Source organism: Nonomuraea wenchangensis, assembly GCF_900111685.1.
In the GTDB taxonomy this organism is placed as follows: domain Bacteria; phylum Actinomycetota; class Actinomycetes; order Streptosporangiales; family Streptosporangiaceae; genus Nonomuraea; species Nonomuraea wenchangensis.
In genome coordinates this window covers 1-22104 of the sequence record NZ_FOHX01000013.1, presented here as the reverse complement: position 1 = coordinate 22104, position 22104 = coordinate 1, and the positions used below count along the sequence as shown (strand labels likewise).

The 22104-nt window shown below is 74.2% G+C and carries 21 protein-coding genes; 14 read left to right on the top strand and 7 right to left on the bottom strand.

Annotated elements, in window-relative coordinates:
• Nucleotides 1-38: 38 nt before the first annotated feature.
• A complete protein-coding gene (locus tag BMW85_RS32285) occupies nt 39-422 on the bottom strand; it encodes a hypothetical protein (RefSeq protein ID WP_091089087.1) in 384 nt (127 codons plus the stop codon).
• Nucleotides 423-545: 123 nt separating this feature from the next.
• On the opposite strand from BMW85_RS32285, the gene BMW85_RS32280 reads away from it, so the two are divergent.
• From BMW85_RS32280 to BMW85_RS32260, 5 genes are all read left to right on the top strand, one after another.
• Nucleotides 546-929 carry a hypothetical protein gene (locus tag BMW85_RS32280; protein WP_143082476.1) on the top strand — a complete coding sequence of 128 codons (384 nt, stop codon included), beginning with the start codon at nt 546-548 and terminating at the stop codon, nt 927-929.
• Between the two features lie 247 nt (nt 930-1176).
• A complete protein-coding gene (locus tag BMW85_RS32275; RefSeq protein WP_091089081.1) occupies nt 1177-1968 on the top strand; it encodes a rod shape-determining protein in 792 nt (263 codons plus the stop codon).
• A gap of 38 nt (nt 1969-2006) precedes the next feature.
• The gene (locus BMW85_RS32270; protein ID WP_091089079.1) at nt 2007-2351 is read left to right on the top strand and encodes a TraR/DksA family transcriptional regulator; all 345 of its coding nucleotides are present in this window, start codon (nt 2007-2009) and stop codon (nt 2349-2351) included.
• A gap of 40 nt (nt 2352-2391) precedes the next feature.
• Complete coding sequence (locus BMW85_RS32265; RefSeq protein WP_091089077.1) at nt 2392-3975, top strand: PucR family transcriptional regulator; 1584 nt, start codon at nt 2392-2394, stop codon at nt 3973-3975.
• Nucleotides 3976-4105: 130 nt separating this feature from the next.
• On the top strand, nt 4106-5350 hold the full coding sequence (locus BMW85_RS32260; RefSeq protein WP_091089074.1) for an NAD(P)/FAD-dependent oxidoreductase: 1245 nt from the start codon (nt 4106-4108) through the stop codon (nt 5348-5350).
• 10 nt (nt 5351-5360) lie between these two features.
• Here the strand turns inward: BMW85_RS32260 and BMW85_RS32255 are convergent, their stop codons facing one another.
• Nucleotides 5361-6023, bottom strand: coding sequence for a response regulator (locus BMW85_RS32255; RefSeq protein ID WP_091089072.1), 663 nt, complete (start codon nt 6021-6023; stop codon nt 5361-5363).
• A gap of 10 nt (nt 6024-6033) precedes the next feature.
• Nucleotides 6034-7098 (bottom strand): sensor histidine kinase, encoded by a 1065-nt coding sequence (locus BMW85_RS32250; RefSeq protein WP_091089071.1) that lies wholly within the window; start codon nt 7096-7098, stop codon nt 6034-6036.
• A gap of 204 nt (nt 7099-7302) precedes the next feature.
• On the opposite strand from BMW85_RS32250, the gene BMW85_RS32245 reads away from it, so the two are divergent.
• The 8 genes from BMW85_RS32245 (at nt 7303) to BMW85_RS32210 (ending at nt 16028) form a co-directional block, all read left to right on the top strand.
• Nucleotides 7303-7578 carry a cation:proton antiporter regulatory subunit gene (locus tag BMW85_RS32245; RefSeq protein WP_091089068.1) on the top strand — a complete coding sequence of 92 codons (276 nt, stop codon included), beginning with the start codon at nt 7303-7305 and terminating at the stop codon, nt 7576-7578.
• A gap of 197 nt (nt 7579-7775) precedes the next feature.
• Nucleotides 7776-10694 carry a Na+/H+ antiporter subunit A gene (locus BMW85_RS32240; protein ID WP_091089066.1) on the top strand — a complete coding sequence of 973 codons (2919 nt, stop codon included), beginning with the start codon at nt 7776-7778 and terminating at the stop codon, nt 10692-10694.
• The gene (locus tag BMW85_RS32235; RefSeq protein WP_091089064.1) at nt 10691-11161 is read left to right on the top strand and encodes a Na(+)/H(+) antiporter subunit C; all 471 of its coding nucleotides are present in this window, start codon (nt 10691-10693) and stop codon (nt 11159-11161) included. Before BMW85_RS32240 ends, BMW85_RS32235 begins: the two co-directional genes overlap by 4 nt.
• Entirely contained in the window at nt 11161-12696 is a 1536-nt protein-coding gene (locus tag BMW85_RS32230; RefSeq protein ID WP_091089061.1) for a Na+/H+ antiporter subunit D, read from the top strand. The genes BMW85_RS32235 and BMW85_RS32230 overlap by 1 nt, the downstream gene beginning before the upstream one ends.
• The gene (locus tag BMW85_RS32225) at nt 12693-13289 is read left to right on the top strand and encodes a Na+/H+ antiporter subunit E (RefSeq protein ID WP_091089059.1); all 597 of its coding nucleotides are present in this window, start codon (nt 12693-12695) and stop codon (nt 13287-13289) included. Before BMW85_RS32230 ends, BMW85_RS32225 begins: the two co-directional genes overlap by 4 nt.
• Nucleotides 13286-13555 (top strand): MrpF/PhaF family protein, encoded by a 270-nt coding sequence (locus BMW85_RS32220; RefSeq protein WP_091089057.1) that lies wholly within the window; start codon nt 13286-13288, stop codon nt 13553-13555. Before BMW85_RS32225 ends, BMW85_RS32220 begins: the two co-directional genes overlap by 4 nt.
• A complete protein-coding gene (gene mnhG / locus BMW85_RS32215; RefSeq protein WP_091089055.1) occupies nt 13545-13913 on the top strand; it encodes a monovalent cation/H(+) antiporter subunit G in 369 nt (122 codons plus the stop codon). Before BMW85_RS32220 ends, mnhG begins: the two co-directional genes overlap by 11 nt.
• Nucleotides 13914-13973: 60 nt before the next feature.
• The gene (locus tag BMW85_RS32210) at nt 13974-16028 is read left to right on the top strand and encodes a SpoIIE family protein phosphatase (protein ID WP_091089052.1); all 2055 of its coding nucleotides are present in this window, start codon (nt 13974-13976) and stop codon (nt 16026-16028) included.
• Nucleotides 16029-16037: 9 nt separating this feature from the next.
• On the opposite strand, the gene BMW85_RS32205 is transcribed toward BMW85_RS32210, so the two are convergent.
• Nucleotides 16038-16604 carry a YciI family protein gene (locus BMW85_RS32205; protein WP_245775191.1) on the bottom strand — a complete coding sequence of 189 codons (567 nt, stop codon included), beginning with the start codon at nt 16602-16604 and terminating at the stop codon, nt 16038-16040.
• A 118-nt stretch (nt 16605-16722) separates the two neighbouring features.
• Here BMW85_RS32205 and BMW85_RS32200 point away from each other — a divergent pair, with 118 nt between their 5' ends.
• Entirely contained in the window at nt 16723-17097 is a 375-nt protein-coding gene (locus tag BMW85_RS32200) for an STAS domain-containing protein (RefSeq protein ID WP_091089046.1), read from the top strand.
• 14 nt (nt 17098-17111) lie between these two features.
• On the opposite strand, the gene scpA is transcribed toward BMW85_RS32200, so the two are convergent.
• From scpA to BMW85_RS32185, 3 genes are all read right to left on the bottom strand, one after another.
• Entirely contained in the window at nt 17112-19220 is a 2109-nt protein-coding gene (scpA, locus tag BMW85_RS32195) for a methylmalonyl-CoA mutase (RefSeq protein WP_245775208.1), read from the bottom strand.
• Between the two features lie 26 nt (nt 19221-19246).
• Entirely contained in the window at nt 19247-20920 is a 1674-nt protein-coding gene (locus BMW85_RS32190; RefSeq protein ID WP_091089044.1) for a methylmalonyl-CoA mutase subunit beta, read from the bottom strand.
• The coding region (locus tag BMW85_RS32185) for an ATP-binding protein (RefSeq protein ID WP_143082475.1) at nt 20917-22104 on the bottom strand (1188 nt) is incomplete at its 5' end. The genes BMW85_RS32190 and BMW85_RS32185, both read right to left, overlap by 4 nt.

Below are 22104 nucleotides of genomic sequence, written 5' to 3'. Positions count from 1 at the left end.
GCCTCCACGGGCTGTCGAAAAAAGAGGAAGAAAAGACGTCAGCGCGTCGTGGAGGGCGGCGCCCGTGCCGGAGCCCGGCGACCGGCCAGTCGTGGTTCGGGGGCGGGCGCGTCGGCAGCGGCGGCGGACACGCGCGGCGCCGGCGGCTCGGGCTGCGCGTCGGAGGGCAGCACGGCCGGCCACAGCGGCAGCACGGCCGTGCCGCCGCGCACCGGATGCGCCCGCAGCAGGGCGGGCACGCCGCGGGCCTGGTACGGCCGGAGCAGCGCCAGGTCCTGATTCTCGTGGGCGGCGGGGCTGCCCCACCACCACCCGGCGGACGCCACGGCGGTCGCCGCGGACGCGGGCGGGTGGAGGCCGGGCCCGGGACCGAGAAGGAAGGCCGACAACAGGAGCAGGACGGCGGACAGTCTGCTGCGCACGTCTCCTCCTGTCGCGGGCATGAGTGGGTAAGGGCCGGTACGTGGGTATTGCGGGCCACGCTACCCGCAAGCCGCCGCGACAGGAAATGTCATTTTCCTGCGGCGTGGGCTATGGTCGGGCCTGTGAGGGGACCGTGGAGAGCATCGCGAGGGTCCATCGCGCCGACCGGCGTGATGGCCCTGGTCGTGCTGTCCTTGGTGGCCCTGTCGCTGCTGCCCGCGGGCGTTGTCGGCTGGGCGGGCGGCTCGTCCTCCGCGCACGCGGCCGCCGCTCCCGTGTGGACCGCGAACGACCTCGACGCCGATCCCGAGGGCCTGCCACCGCAGGGCAACAACGTGTGCGAGAACCACGTGTTGTCCCTGTGGCCGCCGCTGCGCGGCACAAGCCATAATACGCTGGCCCACCTCGCGCTGACACCGTCGCCGGGCTCCGACGCGGACGCCGTCCGCGATCCGCAGCAGCTCGCGCACCGCACCGCGGGCTCGCGCAGCCCGCCGGCCGCCTAGCCGACGTCTTCCCGACGGGCTCCACGGCCACGTATGCCGCGGAGCCTTACCGCGCGTCCACACATCCGCTCGCCGCGTCCGTCCGTCCGTACTCGTGCCTGCGCCGGCCCGGCGAGGGCGGCGGGTGCCGGCCGGGCGTCTCCGCCGCGCGCCCGTGAGGCGTCCTACGACCGTCCGTCCCCGCGGTGGCCGGCCCTGTGCCGGACCGCCGTACTCTACCGACTTCGCCCAGGAGCGGATCATCGTCATGCCTGTTGTCAGTTCAGCGCCCGCCGGGATGAGCGCGGTACGGCGTTTCCTGGCGCTCGATCTCGGCACCGCGCGCACCCGGTCACTGGCCGTGGGCGGGCACGCCATCGCCGACCGGGCGTCGGCGGTCATGGGGCGGCCCTCCGGCACCGGCGCGCCGGACGTGGTGCGGCCGCTCCGGCACGGCATGGTGGCCGATCCCGGCGCCTGCCTGCGGCTGGTCCGCCTGGTGGTGCAGGACACCCGGCTCTACGACGGCCGGCCGCCGGCGCGGGTGCTGGCCGGGGTGCCGCTCGCGGCGTCGCCGAGCGACCGGCGCGCGGTGCGGGTCGCGGTGTCCGAGGCCGCCGGCTGCGAGGTGACGCTGGTGGAGGAGCCGCTGGCGGCCGCCGTCGGCGCCGGTCTGGACGTGCTCGACCCGCGGCCCTGCCTGGTGCTGGACGTCGGGGCGGGCATCGTCGAGGTCGTGGCCATCAGCGAGGGCAACGTGGTGGACGCGGCCGCCCTGCAGCTCAGCGCCACCACGGGGCTGGGGCTGGCGGCGTACGCGCTGGAGGGCGTCGTCGACATGACGGCGGGCCTGGTGCGCAGGCTGCCGGCCGTACGCTCCCGCGGCCTGCTGGTCACCGGCGGCGGCGCGCGCGAGGACCTGCTGCTGCGCCGCCTGCGCGGCACGTTGCGGCTGCCGGTCGAGGTGGCCGCGCAGCCGCAGTACGCCACCGTCCGCGGCCTGATGCGGCTGTGCCTGCAGCCGTCGCTGGCGTCGGGCCTCGCCTCGGCCGCCCACTGATCTGAACGACGAACACGTCATCGAAGAAAGGATCCACCATGATCGAGAACGTGCTCCCGGGGACCCACCTCAGCACCGTGCAGCTCCAGTCGCTCCGCGAGGACCTGCAGGAGCAGCTCGAACAGCGCCGCCGGCAGCTCGAGGCACTGCGTGAGCAGGAGCGCGACGGCAGCGGCGCCGACGGCACCTGGCAGGAGCTGCTCGCCTCCATCACCGCCGCCGAGCGGACCGTCGCCGAGCTGTCGCAGGCCTACGACCGGCTGGCGGACGGCACCTACGGCCGCTGCGCCCACTGCGAGCAGGGCATCCCGTTCGAGCGGCTCAAGGTCCGCCCGCTGGCCCGCACCTGCATCGACTGCCAGCGCAGGCACGAGGCCGCGTGACGTACGGGGGCGCGGCCCCTTCCACCCATCGGAGGTGATCATGATCACGCTGGACCGCCTGGTGAACGTGCTCGGCGGGTACGGGGTGCGGCTGTGCGGCCGTCCCGAGGCCCGCTCGGCCGTGCTGCGCAGCGTCGCCATGCCGGACGCCACGGACCGGCACGTCACCGGCGACGTGCTGCTGGCCGTCGGCGCGTCCTCGCCCGCCGAAGCGGTGCGGTGGGCGGCGGCGGCGCACGCCACGGCGGTCCTGGTACGTCCTCCCGAGGGCGGTGGCGCCGAGCAGGACGCCGCCGCGCTCGGGGACCGGCACGGCGTGGCGGTGCTGCTGGCCGACCCCGCCGTGTCGTGGAGCCAGCTCGCCGGCGTGGTGTACGGGCTGGTCCTGGAGAGCCGGGAGACCGCCTCGGGGCGGGGCCCGACGGACCTGTTCGCCCTCGCCGACAGCCTCGCCGACGTCATAGGCGGGGCGGTGACCATCGAGGACCGGCACTCGCGGGTGCTCGCCTACTCCCGCAGCCAGCAGGCGGGCGACCCGGCCCGGCTGGCGACCATACTCGGCCGGCGCGTGCCCGAGAAGCTGCGCGAGCGGCTGCAGCGGCGCGGGGTGTTCGCCGGGCTGGCGGCGACGGACGAGCCGGTGTTCGTCGCGGCCGACGACGAGCAGGGACTGACCGGCCGGATGGCGGTCGCGGTGCGCGCCGGGCGCGAGCTGCTCGGCTCGGTGTGGGTGAGCTGCGCGGCCCCGCTGACCGGCGAGCGGCTGCGCGCCCTCGCCGAGGGCGCCCGCGTGGTGGCGCTGCACCTGCTGCGCTCGCGGGCCAGCGCGGACCTGGAGCGGCAGGTGGAGTCCGACCTGGTCGGCCGGCTCCTGGAGGGCGGCGCCGACGCGGCGACGTCGGCCAGCCGGCTGGGCCTCGCGCCGTGCGCCATGCGGGTGGTCGCCGTGCGCGCGTTCACCCCCGACGACCGTCACGCCGCGCTGCTGCTCGCCTTCGAGCAGGCCACGACCGGCTTCGGCTGGTCCAGGCCGGGCCGCAGCGCGCTGCTCGGCGACACGCTCTACACACTCCTGCCTGGCGAGGAGGCCGAGACGGCCCGGCAGTGGGTCAAGGACCTGCAGGCGGAGCTGCCCGCCCCGGTCCGCGTCGCGGCCGGGATCGGCGCGCCCGCCGAGGTCACGGACCTGCCCGCGGGCCGTCAGGAGGCCGACGAGTGCCTGGCGCTGCACGAGGGCGCCGGACTGGGCGCCGGACTGAACACCGGGCCGGGTGCCGGGCTGGGCGCCATGCCGCCCGCCTACGACGAGTCCTGGGACGAGATCCTGCTGCTGCGGCTGCGCGCCGCCGCGCGCGGCGGCCGGACCCCGGCCCGCGGCCCGGTGAGCACTCTGCGCCGGCACGACACGCAGCACGGCACGCGGTTCGTCGCGACGCTGCGCGCCTGGCTGGAGAGCCAGGGCGACCTCGCCTGGGCCGCCGAACGCCTCGACGTGCATCCGAACACCGTCCGCAACCGGCTGCGCAAGATGAACGAGCTCACCCCGCTCGACCTGGACGACCCCCGCCAGCGCCTGGCCATGACCATCATGCTGGCCGCGTTCGGCGACGACGACCGGACCTGAGCCGCCGCCTCCCGTTGTGGGCGCGCCACAACGAGCGCGCCGAAATTGTCGTCTGGCCACAACGCCGCAGGTCGCGGCATGGGCCATGCTGGCACGGACAGCGGAGTCTTTTCTTACGTCGGAGGGTGGCATGGTCGGCAACTGGCCGCGTTCGGTGATCGTGGTGGGCGCGGGCATCGTGGGCCTGTCCACCGCGTGGTTCCTGCAGGAGCGTGGTGTCCAGGTCGACGTGGTCGACCGTGGCGGCCTGGCGGCCGGCGCGTCCTGGGGCAACGCGGGCTGGATCGCGCCTGGCCTGGCCATCCCGCTGAACGAGCCCGCCGTGGTGCGCTACGGCCTGCGCTCGCTGCTGGACCCGGCCGCGCCGCTGCACGTGCCCGCGACCCTCGATCCCGGGCTGTGGACGTTCCTGACCCGCTTCGCGGCCAACAGCCGCTGGCGGTCCTGGACCCGCGCGGCCCGCGCCAACCTGCCGCTCAACGACGAGTGCGTGGAGGCGTACGAGGTGCTGGCCGCCAACGGCGTGTCCGCGCCCGTGGTCGCGGCGCCGATCACCGCCGCGTTCCGCACCCCCGGCGAGGCCGAGGGCCTGCTGCGCGAGCTGCGCAGGCTGGAGGCGATCGGGCAGCGCGTCGAGCACACGGTGCTGGACGGCCAGCGGCTGGCCGAGCAGGTCCCGCTCGCCGGTGAGGAGCTGACCACGGGCGTGCGCATCGACGGGCAGCGCTACGTCGACCCGGGCGCGTTCGTGCACGCCCTGGGCCGGGCCGTGATGCGGCGCGGCGCGACCGTGTACGCCGTCGAGGTCGACGACGTGCGCACCGACGGCAGGAAGGCGATCCTCAGCTCGGCCAAGGGCACGGTGCTGTCCGCCGACGCCGTGGTGCTGGCCACCGGCGCGTGGCTGCCCCGCCTGGCCCGGCAGTGGGGCGTGCGCGTCCCGCTGCGCGCCGGCCGCGGCTACTCCTTCACCGTGCCGGTCGAGCGTCCCGTCCACGGCCCGGTCTACCTGCCCGGTGTGCGCGTGGCGTGCACGCCTTACCAGGGCGGGCTGCGGGTGGCGGGCACCATGGAGTTCCGCGACCCGGACGCGCCGCAGGTGCCGGCCCGGCTGGAGGCGCTCGTCGCCTCCGTCCGGCCGCTGCTGCGGGGGGTGCGCCTGGACGAGCGCAGCGACACGTGGGTGGGGCCGCGCCCGGTCACGGCCGACGGCCGGGCGCTGGTCGGCGCCACGTCGGCGCCCACCGTGTACGTGGCGGGCGGCCACGGCATGTGGGGCATGGCGCACGGCCCGATCACCGGCCGGCTGCTGGCCGAGCAGATCACCACGGGCAAGCAGCCCGCCGCCCTGGCCGAGATGGACCCCCTCCGCTGATCCGGGAGGGTCACGGCTCGACCAGGCCCGCCCGGATGGCGTGCCTGGTCAGCTCCAGCCGGTCGCGCAGGCCGAGTTTGGCCAGGACGTTCGCCCGGTGCCGTTCGACGGTCTTGACGCTGATGACCAGGATGCCGGCGATGTCCTTGGAGGAGTGGCCCTCGGCGATGAGCTTGACGATCTCCTCCTCGCGCGGGGTGAGCAGGGTGTCGGGCACCGGCTCGCCCTGCCGGTGCCGCTGGAGGTAGTCGCGGATGAGCGCGGTGATCGCCCCCGGGTAGACGAACGGCTCGCCGCGCATGGCCGCGCGGCACGCCTCCAGCAGGTCGCGGTCGGCCACCGACTTGAGCACGTAGCCGCTGGCGCCGACCTTCAGCGACTCGAAGAAGTACTGCTCGTTGTCGTACATCGACAACATCAGCAGCCGGACGCCGGGGGCGCGGCGGGAGATCTCGCGGGCGGCCTGGATGCCCGTCATGCGCGGCATCGCGATGTCGAGGATGGCCAGGTCGATCGGGACCTCGCCGCGGGTGGCCAGCTCGACGGCCTCGGCGCCGTCGCCCGCCTCCGCGACGACGGTCAGGTCGGGCTCGGCGTCCAGGATGAGCCGCAGCCCGTGGCGGACGAGGGCGTGGTCGTCGGCGAGCAGGATCCGGGTCGGCTGCGCTTGCATGGACTCACTCTCACGGATCGTCGGCGACGGGGCCGGCGGTGTCGGGGATGGGCTGACGGACGGGCTCGGGGATGGGCACGGTCAGGCGTACGCGGGTGCCGCGCGTGGGCGCGCTCTCGATGTCGAGGTCGGCGCCGATGAGCATGGCACGCTCGCGCATGCCACGGATGCCGGCGCCCTCGCGGATCGGGCCGCCCACGCCGTCGTCGGTGATGCGCAGCACGACGGCGCCGCCCTCGGCGCGCAGCGACAGCTCCACGCGGCTCGCGCGGGCGTGCCGGGCGATGTTGGTCAGGCATTCCTGGGCGATGCGGTAGATGACGAGCTCGGTGTCGCCGCTCACCTGAGGCAGCCGCGAGTCCAGCAGCCGGGTCACCGTCGCGCCGCTCAGCGCGGAGAAGTCGGTGGCCAGGGAGTTCATGGCGCTGATGAGCCCCAGGTCCTCCAGCGGGCCGGGCCGCAGCCGGCGGGCGACCCGTCTGACCTCGTCCAGGCTGGCGCGGACCGTCTCCTGGGCCGCGCACAGCTCGTCGCGCAGCTCCTCGGGCGCGCGGTCGACGACGCGCTTCAGGGTGAGCAGGACCGCGGTGAGGCTCTGCCCGATCTCGTCGTGCAGCTCGCGGGCGATGCGCTGGCGCTCGCCCTCCTGGGCGGCGAGGGCGTGGGCGGCGCTGGAGCTGCGCTCGGCCTCCAGCCGGTCGAGCATGGCGTTGAAGGTGTCGAGCAGGTTGACGAGGTCGCCGTTGCCGCTGGAGGGTATACGGTCACTGGAACGCACCAGGTCGACTCGCTCCATGAGGACGGTCAGCGCGCCGAGCGGGGCGAGGCTGGTGCGCAGCACCAGCGCGTTGGCGGTGAGCATCGCCGCGAGGCCGACGGCGAGGATCGGCAGCTCGTTCAGCAGGACGGGCGAGGACACCGTGGCCGGCGACAGCGCCAGCGTGGTCAGCCCGGTGGCGAAGACGAGCCCGTTGAACAGGAACAGGCGCCGGAACAGCGCCGAAGCCGGCGAACGCGGCGCGCGTGGCGGCCTCTCCTGGGGTGTCTCCTGGTTTCCGCTGGTCGGCGAGCTCATGCCTCCAGCCTCACCGACGCCGCGGGCATCTGTCCAACCAGGGCCCGTCCCGTGGCCGGCTACATGGTGGCCACCCCCGGAAATGGGTGCTGGACCCGATGGTGCCGCCGCCGGACCGTGGCCACACTGGAAACAGGGCGAATCCGCCCCACGCAAGCTGCCGAGGCGGCCGCACGACCATGCGACGAAAGGAGCTGTTCAGCCGTGCACATCACGCACGCTACCGTCCCGGGCATCGGAACCGTCCACCACCTCCACACCCGGGAAGGTGACCGCCTCGCCGTCATCGTCTCCCGATCCGGGCAACACTCCCTGGTCCTGTACGACCGCACCGATCCCGACACCCCGGCCCACACCGTGGAGCTCGACCAGCAGGAGGCCGACCAGCTCGCCGACCTGCTGCACAGCCGTCCGCTGACGGACCGGCTGAGCGAGATCGAGCGGCGCCTCGCCTCCCTCGTCGCCGAGGCCCGCCCGTAAGCCGGCAACACGTCATCTGAGGATCGGAGACCGAGGATCTACCCCGAGCGACGCCTTCCTGCCCGGATTCCGCCGCCCGCCATCGCCCCCACGACCGCACCCGCCGGAACGCCTTCCACCACCCTGACCGCCGCCCTGACCGCCACCCTGACCGCCACCGTGACCGCCCTCGTGACCGCCACCGTGACGGGGCCACCATGAGCGCACCGCAGCTGCTGCTCGGCGCGCCCGGAGCGCTCCTGCTCGTCGCGGCGCACGCGCTCGCCGCCGTGGCCGCGCCCCTCGCGGTCCGCCGGCTCGGCCGGCGGGCCCTCTACCTGCTGGCGGCGGTCCCCGCCGCGTCGCTGGCGTGGGCGCTGGCGAACACCGGCCCGATCCTCGCCGGCCGCGCCGTCGCCGGAGCCTACCCGTGGGTGCCGGGGCTCGGCCTCGAACTCGCCGTCCAGGTGGGCGCGCTCGGCTGGCTGATGATCGTGCTCGTCGGCGGGGTCGGCGCGCTCGTCCTGTCCTACAGCGCCCGCTACTTCGCCGCCGGGGACGACCGGCTCGCCCGCTTCGCCGGGCTGTTCGTCGCGTTCGCCGGCGCCATGCTCGGCCTGGTCGTCAGCGACAACCTCCTCGTGCTGTACGTGTTCTGGGAGCTGACCACCGTCCTTTCGTACCTGCTGATCGGCCATGACGCGGTCCGGCGGGCGAGCAGGGCGGCCGCGACGCAGGCCCTGCTGGTCACCACGCTGGGCGGGCTGGCGATGCTCGCCGGCTTCGTCATGCTCGGGCAGCACGCCGGGACCTACCGCTGGTCGCAGATAGCCGGGGCGCTGCCGGACGGCGCCTACCTGGCGGTCGCGCTGCTGCTCGTCCTGCTCGGCGCGCTCAGCAAGTCGGCGATCTTCCCCTTCAGCTTCTGGCTGCCCGCCGCCATGGCCGCGCCCACTCCGGTGAGCGCCTACCTGCACGCGGCGGCGATGGTGAAGGCCGGGGTGTTCCTGACCGCGCTGATGACGCCGGCGTTCGGCGAGGTGACGGCGTGGCGGGCGGTGCTGCTGGTCGCCGGCACGCTCACCATGCTTCTCGGCGGATGGACGGCGCTGCGCCAGGACGACGCGAAGCTGCTGCTCGCCCACGGCACGGTCAGCCAGCTCGGGCTGCTCATGGCGGTGTTCGGGGCGGGGAGCCGCGACGCGGCGCTCGCCGGCACGGCGATGCTGCTGGCGCACGCGCTGTTCAAAGCCGCGCTCTTCCTCGTCGTCGGCGTCGTCGACCGCTCGACCGGCACCAGGGACCTGCGCGAGCTGAACGGTCTCGGCCGGCGCGCGCCCTGGCTGGCGGCGGTCGCCGTCCTCGCGGGGGCGTCGATGGCGGGGCTGCCGCCGACCGCCGGGTTCGTTGCCAAGGAAGCGATCTTCGAGGTGCTGCTGCACGGCTCGGCCGTGGAGCGGGTCGTGCTCGCCGGTCTGGTGGCCGGCTCGGCGCTCACCGTGGCGTACACGCTGCGGCTGCTCTGGGGCGTCTTCGGCACCAAGCGGGCGGTGACGCCCACGCGGCCGAGCGGGATCGGGTGGGCGTTCGCGGGGCCGGCGGCGGTGCTCGCCGTGGCCGGGCTCGCGGTGGGCGGGTTCGCGCCGGCGGTGGACCGGATGCTGGCCGCGTACGCCGACACCGTGTACGCCGGTACCTCGCAGGCCGGCTCCGTCGGCCCTGTGCAGATGGGACCCGTGCAGGCCGCGGACGCGCTCGTGGTGCCGTACCGGCTGGCGTTGTGGCACGGGCTCACGCCCGCGCTGGGGCTGACCGCGCTGGCGCTCGCCGCGGGCGCCGGGCTGTTCCTGCTCGCCGCCCGCCTGCCCGGCGAGGTGCGGTCCACCGGCGCGCGGGCCTACGACCGGGTGCTGACCTGGGTGGGCCGGCTCGCGGTGGAGCTGACCGGAGCCACCCAGCGCGGCTCGCTGCCGTTCTCCCTCGGCATCATCCTGCTCGTGCTGGTCGCGCTGCCCGGCGGCGTGATGCTGGCCGGGCGGCCGTGGTCGGCGGAGGGACGCCCCTGGGACACCCCCGCGCAGGCGGTCGTCGCCGCCGCGGTGATCGTCGCGGCGGTCATCGCGGTCCGCGCGTCGCGCCGGCTCACCGCCATGATCCTGGTCGGGGTGACCGGTTACGGCACCGCCGTGCTGTTCGTCCTGCACGGCGCGCCCGACCTGGCGCTGACGCAGTTCCTGGTGGAGACCGTCACCATCGCGATGTTCGTGCTCGTGCTGCGCCGCCTGCCGCCGCGCTTCTCCCGGCGGCCCAGTCGGCGCGGGCGCGCCGCGATCGGCGTGGCCGTGGGCGTGGTCGCCGCCGGCATGGCGTACGCGGCCACGAGCGCGCGGCAGGCGGAGCCGATCTCGTCCGGGTTCGCCGACCTGGCCGTCTCCTACGGCGGGGGCGACAACGTGGTGAACGTCATCCTCGTCGACATCAGGGCCTGGGACACGATGGGCGAGATCGCCGTGCTCGTCGCGGCGGCGACCGGCGTGGCCAGCCTGATCTTCCGGGGCAGCGCGGCGCTGCGCCGGCGTACGGGCAGCCCGGCGCCGACGTCGCGGACGCGGGTCGCGGGGCGGTGGCTCGCCACCTCGCCGCACCCGGCGACCGGCGGCACCTCGATCATCCTGCAGGTGGTCACCCGGCTGCTGTTCCACGTCATCGTGCTGCTCTCGGTCTACCTGCTCTTCTCCGGCCACAACCAGCCGGGCGGCGGGTTCGCCGCCGGGCTGGTCTGCGGGCTCGCCCTGACCGTGCGCTACCTGGCCGGCGGCCGGGCGGAGCTGAACGCCGCCGCGCCCGTCGACGCGGGCGCCGTGCTCGGCGCGGGCCTGTTCGTCGCCGTGGGCACGGGGGCGGCGGCGATGCTGCTCGGCGGGGACGTGCTGCAGAGCGCGACGCTGGACCTGACCCTGCCGGTGCTGGGCGAGGTCCACCTCGTCACGTCGGTCTTCTTCGACGTCGGCGTGTACCTCATCGTCGTCGCCCTGGTGCTGGACATCCTGCGCAGCCTCGGCGCCCCGATCGGGGCCGACGACATCTCCATGGACGACTCCTCGCTGAAGGGCACGATGAAGGAGGAACCGGTGTGACCCCGAACCTCACCTACGTGGTCACCGTCGGCGTGCTGTTCGCCGCCGGGGTGACCCTGCTGCTGGAACGCAGCCTCACCCGGATCCTGCTGGGGGTGATCCTGCTCGGCAACGGCGTGAACCTGCTGATCCTCACGGGCGGCAACGCGGGCGCGGCGCCCATCGCCGGCCTCGCCGGGCAGGAGCGGATGAGCGATCCGCTGCCGCAGGCGATGATCCTCACCGCCATCGTCATCACGCTCGGCATGACCGCGTTCCTGCTCGCGATGGCCTCCCGCACCTGGCTGCTCACCGGGCACGACGAGGTGCAGGACGACGTCGAGGACCGCCGGATCGTGCGGCTCGCCGAGCAGGACGCGGACCTTCCCGACGACGTCGACGCTCTCGACGACATCAACGACCTCAACAGCCTCAACGGCGTCAACGGCGGCGATCCGCGGCGCACCCACGTGACGGAGCCGCCATGATGACCGCCCTCGTACCCCTGCCCGTCGTCATGCCGCTGCTCGGCGCGGCGCTGACGCTGATGCTGGCGCGGCGCCCGAACGCGCAGCGGGTCGTCAGCCTCACCGTGCTCGGCGCGGGCCTGCTCGTCGCCGCCGCCCTGCTGGTCCTCACCTCGCTCCACGGGCCGCTCGTCGTGGAGGTGGGCGGCTGGACGGCGCCGCTCGGCATCGTCCTGGTCGCCGACAAGTTCGCCGCGCTCATGCTGGTCGTCTCCGCCGCCGTCACCCTCGCCGTGCTGGTGTACTCCATCGGCCAAGGGCTGGCCGACGGCGACGAGGAGACGCCGCTGTCGGTGTACCACCCGACGTACCTGGTGCTCACCGCCGGCGTCACCACCGCGTTCCTGTCGGGGGACCTGTTCAACCTCTACGTCGGCTTCGAGATCCTGCTGGTGTCCAGCTACGTGCTGCTCACCCTCGGCGGCACGGAGAACCGGATCAGGGCCGGGACGACGTACGTCGTGGTCAGCCTGCTCTCCTCGATCATCTTCCTGACCGCCATCGGGCTCGTCTACGCGGCCACCGGCACGCTCAACCTCGCGCAGCTCGCCGGCCGGCTCGACGTCCTGCCGGAGAACCTGCGCCTGATGCTGCAGGGCATGCTGCTGCTGGCCTTCGGCGTCAAGGCGGCGATCTTCCCGCTGTCGGCCTGGCTGCCGGACAGTTATCCCACCGCTCCTGCCCCGGTGACCGCGGTCTTCGCCGGCCTGCTGACCAAGGTCGGCGTGTACGCCATCATCCGCACCGAGACGCTGCTGTTCCCCGGCGGGCGCACCGGCGGCCTGCTGCTGGCGGCGGCGCTGCTGACCATGCTGGTCGGCATCCTCGGCGCGATCGCGCAGTCCGACATCAAGCGCCTGTTGTCGTTCACACTGGTCAGTCACATCGGCTACATGCTGTTCGGCGTCGGGCTCACCACCGTGCTCGGCCTGGCCGCGGCCATCTTCTACGTGGTGCACCACATCCTGATCCAGACGACATTGTTCCTCGCCGTCGGCCTGGTCGAACGGCACGGCGGCAGCACCGTGCTGGACCGGCTCGGCGGGCTCGCCCGCGTCTCGCCGCTGCTCGGGGTGCTGTTCCTGGTCCCCGCGCTCAACCTGGCCGGCATCCCGCCGTTCTCCGGGTTCCTGGGCAAGACCGGGCTGCTGCAGGCCGGGGCCGCGCAGGGACATCCGATGGCCTGGGCGCTGGTCGCGGGCGGGCTGCTGACCAGCCTGCTCACCCTCTACGCCGTCGCCCGGGTGTGGAACCTGGCCTTCTGGCGCGCCCCGCGCGCCGAGAGGGAAGGCGGGGACGGCGGGGACGGCGGCGGCCGGAGCTCGGTCGTGACGCTTCCATCGCTGATGGTCACCTCCACGGCCGCGCTGGTGGTGCTCGGCGTGGGGCTCACCGCGGTCGCCGGGCCGCTGTTCGACCTGAGCGGCGCGATCGCCGGCGACCTGCTCGACCGGGTCCCGTACGTGCGGGCCGTCTTCCCGGGCGGCGCGCCATGAGCCCGGCGCCGCTGAGCCGGCGGGACCGGCTCCGCAACCGGGCCGTCGCCGTCGCCGTGCTGGTCAGCGTGTGGTGCCTGCTGTGGGGCTCGTTCACGTGGGCGAACGTCCTCGGCGGCCTGGCCGTCGCGGCCGTCGTACTCGCCGTGTTCCCGCTGCCGCCGGTGACCTTCGCCGGGCGCGTCTCCCTGCCGGGGGTGCTGCGTTTCGTCCTCAGGTTCCTGCTCGACCTGGTCGTCTCCAGCGTGCAGGTGGCCGCGCTGGCGTTCCGGGTCGGGCACCGCCCGGCCAGCGCCGTCATCGCCGTGCCGCTGAAGGTGCGCTCCGACCTCAACATCACGCTCACGTCCGTGGCACTGTGCCTGGTGCCCGGCAGCATCGTCATCGACGTCGACCGGGCCACCGGCACGCTGTACGTGCACGTCCTCGGCGTCCGCGACCGCGCGGAGGTCGAACGGTTCCGCCGGGGCATCTGGCGGCTGGAGGAACGCATCATCACCGCGGTCGGGTCGGCGGCCGAGAGGCGGCTCGTCGCCGCGCCCGATCCCGTGAGCCCGCAGTCGTCCGCCGACAGGAAAGGCACCCGCGTATGACCATCGTCGCCGTCATGACCACCGTCCTGCTCGCCTGCGCCGGGGTGCTCGCCCTGGCGCGGATCGTCCGCGGCCCGTCCGTGCTCGACCGGATCGTGGCCACCGACGTGCTGCTGGCGGTCATCGTCGCGGCCGTCGCCACCGCCGTCGCGGCGGGACGCGACGCGACGACGCTGCCGGTGCTCGTCGTGCTGTCCATCCTGGGCTTCACCGGTTCGGTGAGCGTGGCCCGCTTCGCCGTCAGGAGCCGCCGCGATGAGTCCTGACTCCGTCCTCGAGACCGTTCTCGACACGGCCGCCGTGGTGTGTCTGGCCGGCGGCGCGCTGCTCTGCCTCGCCGCCGGGGTCGCCCTGGTGCGTTTCCCCGACCTGCTGTCGCGCATGCACGCGGCCACCAAGCCGCAGGTGCTCGGCCTGCTGCTGGTGCTGCTCGGGTGCGGGCTGCGGCTGCGTACGAGCGCGGACGTGACGACGCTGGTGCTGATCGGCGCGTTCCAGCTCGCGACCGCTCCCGTGGCCGCGCACATGGTGGGCCGGGCCGCGCTCCGGGAGCGGAGGCCGGACCCGGATCTGCTCGTGACGGACGAGCTGCCCGCCGACGGGGGCCCGTCCTCCCCTTCGTGACCTGCGTCTTCGCCGTGCCTGCGGGTAGGGGATCGGCCGGGGCGTCGGGGGGAGGTCGCCATGGGGGCCGTTGACGAGCGCGACGACAGCGGGCTGGGGTTCGAGATGCTGGACCCGGTGCCGGTCGGGGTGGCGGTGACGCGCGGCCCGGAGCACCGGCTGGTCTACACCAACGACCGCTACCGGTCGCTGTTCGGCGGGCCCGGCCGCAGGGCCGAGATGGAGGAGGCGTTCGCCGACTTCATGTGCCGCTACTACCGCCCGCAGTTCGACCGGGTCTACCTCACGGGCGAGCCGATCGTGGCCACGGCCGAGCCGGAGCTGCCGGTGAACGGGCGTCCCGCGTCCGGGCAGCGCTACTTCACCTCCAGCCTGTCGCGGATCGGCTTCGGCCCCGGCGACCACGGCGTGCTGGTGCTGGTGCTGGAGGTGACGGACCAGGTCGCCGCCGACCGCGAGATGGCGGTCCTCGCCGAGCAACGCCGCCGCGTCCTGCGCCGGTACGAGAGCCTGATGCGGGTCAGCGCGGACACCATCTGGGTGACCGGCAGCGACGGCAAGGTGCACGAGCGCAGCCCGAACTGGGAGCGGCTGACCGGTCAGACGTGGGAGGAGTACCGCGGCGACGGCTGGCTGCGGATGGTCCACCCCGACGACCTGCCGGAGGTGGTGCGCTCCTGGGGGGAGGCGGTCGCCGACCCCCGCGGCCCGTGGGAGCACGTCTACCGGCTGCGCACGCTGAACGGCGGCTACCGGCACTTCCAGCTCCGCGCCGTGCCCGTCCGCGAGGACGGCGAGGTCGTGGAATGGGTGGGGTCGACCACCGACATCGAGGAGCAGTGGAACGCGCGGCGGCGCAAACGCCTGCGGGACCGCGCGGCGGCGGCCACGGTCCGGCTGCGCAGCCTGCGGGAGATGCTGGGGGCACTGGCCGAGGTGATCGTGCGGGAGATCGCCGACGGGTGCGGCGTCTACCTCGTCACCGACCTCACCGACCAGCGGCACGGCGGCGCTCCGTTCGTCATCGAGCGGATGGCCACGGCGGCGCGGCCCGGCCTGGTGCCGCTGCCGCCCTACAGCGAGGAGCGGCTGGGCGCGGGCAACGCGTTCGTGACGGCGGTGCGCCGGAGGCGGCCCCTGCTGAGGACGTTCCCCGCCGGAGCGCCGCCGTCCGACATCGTGCCCAGGGGCACGTTGTCGTGGTTGATCGCGAACGACGCCAACAGCGTCCTGATCCTCCCGGTCGTGGTCGACGGGGCGGTGCCCGCCGTGGTCGCCGTCGTGATGTGCGGGGACCGGCCGCCGGTGAGCCCGGACGACATCTCGCTGCTGCTGAGCATGTTCGACCACGCCCACGACGCGCTGAGCCGGGCGATCCGGTTCCAGCGGGCGCAGCAGGTCGCGCTGGCGCTGCAGTACAGCCTGCTCGCCGAGCCGCCGCTCTCGGACGACCTGCGCATCGTCGCCCGCTACCGGGCGAGCCCCAGCGCGGCGGAGGTGGGCGGCGACTGGTACGACTCCTTCGTCCTGCCCGACGGCGTCCCGGTGGTGGCGATCGGCGACGTGGCCGGCCACGACCTGGGCGCCGCCGTCTCGATGAGCCAGATCCGCAACATGCTGCGGGCGCTCGCCATGGACCGCTGCGAGCCGCCGGGCGAGATCCTGTCCCGGCTCAACCTCGCGATGGAGACGCTGGTCGGCGAGGTGATGGCGACCTGCGTGTACGCCCGCGTGGAGCCCTACCGCGACGCCTACCGGCTGTACTACGCGGTGGCCGGGCACCCGCCGCCGCTGCTGGTCACGCGCGACGGGGAGAGCCGCTTCCTGGAGGAGGGGCTCAGCCCGCTGCTCGGCTTCCCTCATGGGGAGCCCCGGCCGTCGCACGCGGAGCCGCTGCCGCCGGGGAGCACGCTCCTGCTCTACACCGACGGCCTGGTGGAGCGGTCGGGCGAGCATCTGGACCGCGGCCTGGAACGGCTCAGGTCGGCCGCCGAGTGCGTCGCGGACCAGTCGCCGGACAAGTTCTGCGACCATCTGCTGAGCGCGCTGCCGACGACCGGGCTCGACGACATCGCCGTGATCGCGGTGCGGACGCCGCACCACGATGACGGCTAGCCGCCGTCCCTATCGGCGCCCGCCGAAGTCCCAGTCGTGGACCTCGACGTCGGCGTACCGGCCGGCGGTGAGGAGGGCGCGGGCCGCGTCGGGGCCGGCCGCCCGGACCAGCGCCGCCGTGCCGAGCCAGGAGGCGCCGTCGTCGGACAGCAGCGGCCCGTACGCGATCAGGTCGTCCCCTCCGGCCGGCGGGTCGAGGTCGGCGGCCTGCCCCGAGCCGAGGCCCAGCACGAGATAGCGGTTGCCGCTCCCCCGCCCGCCCGGGAACTCCCACATCGTGCGCCCCAGCACGTTGCGCCACCGCCGCAGCAGCACGTCGCGGTAGACCCCGGCCTGGTAGTTGGGCTCGTCGAAGGCGAACGCGCGGGCGGCGGCGGGGTCCGGCAGCTCGACGATGTGCACGCTGCCTGTGGCCGTCTCACCGCCGGGCGCCAGGGTCGGGCCGCGGGCGATGAGCTCCGCGTCGTACCGGTCCATGTAGGACCAGTGCTCCTCCGTCAGTTCGGCGCGGAGGGCGGCGGAGCGGGGACGATCGCGGTGGTAGCAGAAGAACTCCATGGTACGAGTGCCTACCACGAGCAGGACGGAACGTGCATTCTTGAAGAATCTATGACGAAGACTCTTTCGTGCATCAGGCTTCGGGCGTAGTGTTCAAGTAACGGAGCTCCAATCACCCCATGCGACAGGCCGCCTCATGCCTCTTCTGAACGTGCATTGCCGGCCCCTCTCCACAGGGGTCCTGGTCACGGTCACGGGTGAGCTGGACGTCACCAACGCCGCCGATCTGGAATCGCTTCTGGAACGGTCGACGCCGCCCGGCGAACCGGTGGTCCTCGACCTCGGCGGACTGACCTTCATGGACTGCGCCGGCCTGCACCTGCTGCTGCGGCAGCAGGACCGGCTGCACCGGCAGGCGGCGCGGCTGCACGTGGCCGCGGTCCACGGCTCACCCGCGAACCTGCTCCGGCTCACCGGCGTCAGGAACGCTCTGACGCTCCATCCCAGCGTGGGACGGGCGCTCGTCGCGGTGCGCGGCGAGAGCCCGTCCCCGCTACGGGAGTCGTGCTGACCCCCGCCTGATCGTCACGTGCGCGGCCGGTGCCCGAGACGGCCCGACAGCTTGCCCAGCAGGCTCAGCGCCGCTTCAGTGATCACGGTGCCGGGCAGGAACACCTCCGCCACGCCGGCCTCGTGCAACGCCGGCACGTCGCCCGGCGGGATGACGCCGCCGACCACGATCATGATGTCCTCGCCGCCGGCGGCGGCCAGGGCCGCGCGCAGCGCGGGCACCAGCGTGAGATGCCCGGCGGCCAGCGAGGACACGCCGACCACGTGCACGTCGGCGTCCACGGCCTGACGGGCGACCTCCTCCGGCGTCTGGAACAGCGGGCCGACGTCCACGTCGAAGCCGAGGTCGGCGAAGGCCGTCGCGATGACCTTCTGGCCGCGGTCGTGCCCGTCCTGGCCCATCTTGGCGACCAGGATGCGCGGGCGACGCCCCTCGTCCTTGGCGAAGGCGTCGCTCGCGGCGCGGACCGCGTCGGCGCCGACGCCGAGCTCGCTGCGGTAGACGCCCGAGATGGTGCGCACGCCGGCCTGGTGGCGGCCGAAGACCCGCTCCAGGGCGTCGGAGATCTCCCCGACGGTGGCGTGGGCGCGGGCGGCGTCCACGGCCAGCGCGAGGAGGTTGGCGTCCCCGGCGGCTCCCGCGGTGAGCGCGTCGAGGGCGCGGCGGACCACCTCGGGGTCGCGCTCGGCGCGGAGCCTGCGCAGCCGCTCGATCTGCGTGGCGCGCACCGCGGTGTTGTCCACCTTGAGCACGTCCACGGGCTGGTCGCTGGCGGGCCGGTACGTGTTGACGCCGATGACCGGCTGCGTCCCGGAGTCGATGCGGGCCTGGGCGCGGGCGGCGGCCTCCTCGATGCGCAGCTTCGGCAGCCCGGCCTCGATGGCCTTGGCCATGCCGCCGGCCGCCTCGACCTCCTCGATGTGCTGCCAGGCACGGGCGGCGAGCTGGGCGGTGAGCGTCTCGACGTAGTGTGAGCCACCCCACGGGTCGATCACCTGGGTGATGCCCGACTCGTGCTGCAGGACGAGCTGGGTGTTGCGGGCGATGCGGGCGGAGAAGTCGGTGGGCAGCGCGAGGGCCTCGTCCAGGGCGTTGGTGTGCAGCGACTGGGTGTGGCCCTGGGTGGCGGCCATCGCCTCGACGCAGGTGCGTACGACGTTGTTGTAGACGTCCTGCGCGGTGAGGGACCAGCCGGAGGTCTGGCTGTGCGTACGCAGCGCCAGCGACTTGGGGTCCGCGGCGCCCATGTCCCTGACGATGCGGCTCCACAGCAGGCGGGCGGCGCGGAGCTTGGCGACCTCCATGAAGAAGTTCATGCCGATGCACCAGAAGAACGACAGCCGCGGCGCGAACGCGTCGATGTCGAGCCCGGCGGCGGTGCCGGCGCGCAGGTACTCCATGCCGTCGGCCAGGGTGTAGGCCAGCTCCAGGTCGCAGGTGGCCCCGGCCTCCTGGATGTGGTAGCCGGAGATGCTGATCGAGTTGAACTTCGGCATCTTCTCGCTGGTGTAGGCGAAGATGTCGGAGATGATGCGCATCGAGGGGGCCGGCGGATAGATGTAGGTGTTGCGGACCATGAACTCCTTGAGGATGTCGTTCTGGATGGTCCCCGTGAGCTGCTCCGGCCTCACCCCCTGCTCCTCGGCCGCCACGATGTAGAGCGCCAGGATGGGCAGCACGGCGCCGTTCATGGTCATCGACACCGACATGCGGTCCAGCGGGATCCCGTCGAACAGGATGCGCATGTCGGCGATCGAGTCGATGGCGACCCCCGCCATGCCGACGTCGCCCGCCACGCGCGGGTGGTCGGAGTCGTAGCCTCGGTGCGTGGCCAGGTCGAAGGCGACCGACAGGCCCTTCTGACCGGCCGCGAGGTTGCGGCGGTAGAAGGCGTTGGAGTCCTCGGCGGTGGAGAAACCCGCGTACTGGCGGACGGTCCACGGGCGGGTGACGTACATGGTCGGGTACGGCCCGCGCACGTAAGGGGCGATGCCGGGGTAGGTGTGCGGGTCGTAGCCGTCCGCCTCCACCGACGTGTAGAGCGGCTTGACGGGGATGCCCTCGGGGCTGTCCCAGGCCGGCGCGCCGGTCGCCGGCGGCTCGTGGCGCCGGGAGCCGGTCAGGCCGAGGCCGCGGAAGTCGGGGATCGTCACGCGGTCACCTCCGAAAGGGTCGTGCGGAGGACGCCGAGCACGTCGCAGCCCGCGTACAGGTGTGCGTCCACGCCGTCGTACCGGTCCCGCCCCGCCAGCCAGATCCAGCGCGCGCCCGCCTCGCGGAGCAGCGCGGCGGCGTCGGCGGCCTCGGCGGCGTACCGGCGGTCGCCGGCGCACAGGCACGCGACCGCGGCCCCGCTGGCGGCGAAGTCGCCGGGCGCGCCGGTGACCGTCTCGACGCCGCCGGCCTCGAACAGGCCCCGCGCGAACGCGAGCCGCGCGGCGTGCTCGCCCGCCGGGCCGAGCGTGGCCAGGAACACCCGGGGGCGGGCGTCGTCGGCCAGGTCGCGCAGGTCCTCGAAGTCCTGGGCGTGGCGGACGCGCGGCAGCGCGCCCTCCGCCGGGCGGGGGGCGTGCGCGCGGGCGGGCGGGCTCCCCGCCGGGTCGGGGTAGCGGCTCACCCCGACGATCGGCGGCCTGAGCCGGGCGAGGTCGCGGGCGCGACGGGCGCGGGTGGCGGCCAGCCGGTCCGCGACGAGGCCCCGGGCGGCGGTCATGCCGCCGGCCGTCTCGATCTCCTGGAACCACGCCCACGCCTGCTCGGCCAGGTCGGCGGTGCGGCGCTCGACGTACCAGGAGCCGCCCGCCGGGTCGAAGGTCCGCGCCACGTGGGCCTCCTCCACCAGCAGCGTGGAGGTGTTGCGGGCGATGCGGCGGGAGAAGTCGTCCGGCAGGCCGAGCGCGTCGTCGAACGGCCGCACGGTCACCGCGTCGGCCCCGCCCACCCCGGCGGCGAAGCAGGCGAGGGTGGTGCGCAGCATGTTCGTGTACGGGTCGCGGCGGGTCATCATGGCGGCGGAGGTCACCGCGTGCTGGTACTGCGCGGGCGGGGCGTCGCACACCTCCGCCACCCGCGCCCACAGCAGCCGCGCGGCCCGCAGCTTGGCGATCGTGGCGAACTGGTCGGCGGTGGCGGCGTACCGGAACTCCAGCAGGCCGAACGCCTCCCCGGCCGCGATCCCGTCCTCGGTGAGGGCGCGCAGGTAGGCGAGCCCGGTCGCGATCGAGCAGCCCAGCTCCTCGGCGTCGCTGCCGCCCGCCTCGTGGTACGGCGTGGCGTCCACGGTGATCGCGCGCATGCCGGGCAGGCGGTCGGCGCAGAGCCGCGCCAGCCGCCCGAGCCCGGACAGGTCGGGCGCCGCGCCGGAGCGGGCGGCGTGGCCGAGCGGGTCGGCGCCGAGGCAGCCCCGCAGCGCACCGGCCCGGTCGCCGGCCAGCGCGAGCAGCGCCTCCGCGGCCTGCCCGGTGCGGGGGCCGGCGTCGAGCACGATCGAGATCAGGTCGAGGAGCACGCCGTCGAGGACGCGGGGCAGGTCCTCGGGGGCGACGGCGAGCCAGAGGGAGTCGGCGCCGTTCTCCAGGTCGGTCATGACCGCCTCGGGGTCGGCGGTCTCGTGGCGCTGCCGCACCTCCCACGGCCGGCCGGGCTCGCGGCCGGCGGCGGACGGCAGTCCGGGCCCGGCGGGCAGGTCGGCGGCGTCGTAGAGGGGGGCGAGGGTGATGCCGTCGTAGGTGGCGGTGGCCATCGCCTCCTCGGGGGAGGCGGCGTCCACGCCCGATCTGCGCAGGACCTCGCGCGCCAGCTCGCGCCACTGCTCCCTGCTCACGAGGGGTCCTTGATCTCGCAGATGGCCGCGCCGGCCGCCACCGTCGCGCCGACCTCGGCGGCCAGCCCGAGCACGACTCCGGCGCGGTGCGCGGTGAGGGGCTGCTCCATCTTCATGGCCTCCAGCACCACGATCGGGTCACCCTCGGCGACGGTGTCGCCGTCGGCCACGACGACCTTGACGATGGTGCCCTGCATGGGGCTGACCAGAGCGTCGCCGCCGGCCGACGACGCCGCCTGCTTCCTCGCCCGGCGGCCGGCCGCCGGCTTCTTCGGGGCGGCGGCGGCCGGAGCGCCGAGCCCGGCCGGCAGGGCGACCTCCAGGCGTTTGCCGCCCACCTCGACCGTGATCCGCTCCAGGACGGGCGGCTCGCCGGCCGCGACCGGACCGGCGTAGGGGGCGATGCGGTTGTCGAACTCGGTCTCGATCCAGCGGGTGTGCACGGCGAACGGCTCGGCCGTGAACGCCGGGTCGGTCACCACGGCCCGGTGGAAGGGCAGGACAGTGGGCATGCCCTCGATCTCGAACTCGTCCAGGGCGCGGCGGGCGCGCTCCAGCGCCTGGGCGCGGGTGGCGCCGGTGACGATCAGCTTGGCGGTCAGCGAGTCGTAGTCGCCGGGAACCGTCTCGCCCTGCTCGTAGCCGCTGTCGACGCGGATGCCCGGTCCGGAGGGGGCGCGCCAGCGGCTGATGGTGCCGGGCGTGGGCAGGAAGCCCCGGCCGGCGTCCTCGGCGTTGATCCGGAACTCGATGGAGTGGCCGCGCAGCGGCGGGTCGTCGTAGCCGAGCGGCTCGCCGGCGGCGATGCGGAACATCTCGCGGACCAGGTCGACGCCGGCGACCTCCTCGGTGACCGGGTGCTCGACCTGGAGGCGGGTGTTGACCTCCAGGAAGGAGACGGTGCCGTCCTGGCCGACCAGGAACTCGCAGGTGCCGGCGCCGACGTAGCCGGCCTCGCGCAGGATGGCCTTGGAGGAGTCGCGCAGCAGGGTTTCCTGCTCGGGGGTGAGGAACGGGGCCGGGGCCTCCTCCACCAGCTTCTGGTGGCGGCGCTGCAGCGAGCAGTCGCGGGTGGAGACCACGACGACGTTGCCGTGGGCGTCGGCCAGGCACTGCGTCTCGACGTGGCGGGGCCGGTCGAGGTAGCGCTCGACGAAGCACTCGCCGCGCCCGAACGCGGCCAC

Excerpts from the sequence above, each read along its gene's own strand:
- BMW85_RS32210 (WP_091089052.1), top strand. The coding sequence starts at position 13,974 with ATGGGGGCCGTTGACGAGCGCGACGACAGCGGGCTGGGGTTCGAGATG.
- BMW85_RS32260 (WP_091089074.1), top strand. The coding sequence starts at position 4,106 with ATGGTCGGCAACTGGCCGCGTTCGGTGATCGTGGTGGGCGCGGGCATC.
- BMW85_RS32265 (WP_091089077.1), top strand. The coding sequence starts at position 2,392 with ATGATCACGCTGGACCGCCTGGTGAACGTGCTCGGCGGGTACGGGGTG.
- mnhG (WP_091089055.1), top strand. The coding sequence starts at position 13,545 with ATGAGTCCTGACTCCGTCCTCGAGACCGTTCTCGACACGGCCGCCGTG.
- BMW85_RS32220 (WP_091089057.1), top strand. The coding sequence starts at position 13,286 with ATGACCATCGTCGCCGTCATGACCACCGTCCTGCTCGCCTGCGCCGGG.
- BMW85_RS32200 (WP_091089046.1), top strand. The coding sequence starts at position 16,723 with ATGCCTCTTCTGAACGTGCATTGCCGGCCCCTCTCCACAGGGGTCCTG.
- BMW85_RS32275 (WP_091089081.1), top strand. The coding sequence starts at position 1,177 with ATGCCTGTTGTCAGTTCAGCGCCCGCCGGGATGAGCGCGGTACGGCGT.
- BMW85_RS32230 (WP_091089061.1), top strand. The coding sequence starts at position 11,161 with ATGACCGCCCTCGTACCCCTGCCCGTCGTCATGCCGCTGCTCGGCGCG.
- BMW85_RS32240 (WP_091089066.1), top strand. The coding sequence starts at position 7,776 with ATGAGCGCACCGCAGCTGCTGCTCGGCGCGCCCGGAGCGCTCCTGCTC.
- BMW85_RS32250 (WP_091089071.1), bottom strand. The coding sequence starts at position 7,098 with ATGAGCTCGCCGACCAGCGGAAACCAGGAGACACCCCAGGAGAGGCCG.
- BMW85_RS32225 (WP_091089059.1), top strand. The coding sequence starts at position 12,693 with ATGAGCCCGGCGCCGCTGAGCCGGCGGGACCGGCTCCGCAACCGGGCC.
- BMW85_RS32270 (WP_091089079.1), top strand. The coding sequence starts at position 2,007 with ATGATCGAGAACGTGCTCCCGGGGACCCACCTCAGCACCGTGCAGCTC.
- BMW85_RS32255 (WP_091089072.1), bottom strand. The coding sequence starts at position 6,023 with ATGCAAGCGCAGCCGACCCGGATCCTGCTCGCCGACGACCACGCCCTC.